Origin of the sequence: Pedobacter sp. ASV12 (assembly GCF_016429155.1) — a bacterium.
Lineage (GTDB): Bacteria > Bacteroidota > Bacteroidia > Sphingobacteriales > Sphingobacteriaceae > Pedobacter.
Window position 1 is genome coordinate 1 of the sequence record NZ_JAELUC010000336.1, and the last position, 401, is coordinate 401.

Sequence of the window (401 nt, forward strand, 5' to 3'; positions counted from 1 at the left end):
GTTCGGTGCCAATACGGGTGCTATTTTTCAGGGCCTGTATTTTGAGACCAATGGCAACGTGATGGACTATATGGTGGTGGAGTATCGGATAGATGGTGGAGCATGGAAAAAGATTGTGGGGATTTATCCAAATAACGCTTCCGATAGCGGTGGTCCCTTGGCTGTAGATACCAATGGCGACAGAATTGGCGATAGTCCGGTGCTGGCCAACGCCTTGGCCGAAGTAGTTGGAACGATAACCGATACCGGAAATAGCCTCGATCTACGCTTTAATATCTTTGTAAACAATGGCAATCCTGGCTCTGTGGCCTTTGATGATTTCCGTTTGTTTAATGCTACCAATACAGCTCCTACGGCAAGCAACGTAACCAACACGGGAACCTTAAAGGTAGGACAGCTAC

Annotated in this window: 1 protein-coding gene; it reads left to right on the forward strand. The window is 47.6% G+C overall.

Annotated features, from left to right (window positions below; genetic code table 11):
* On the forward strand, positions 1-401 hold a 401-nt coding region (locus JHD69_RS20560; protein WP_199142170.1), incomplete at both ends, for a hypothetical protein.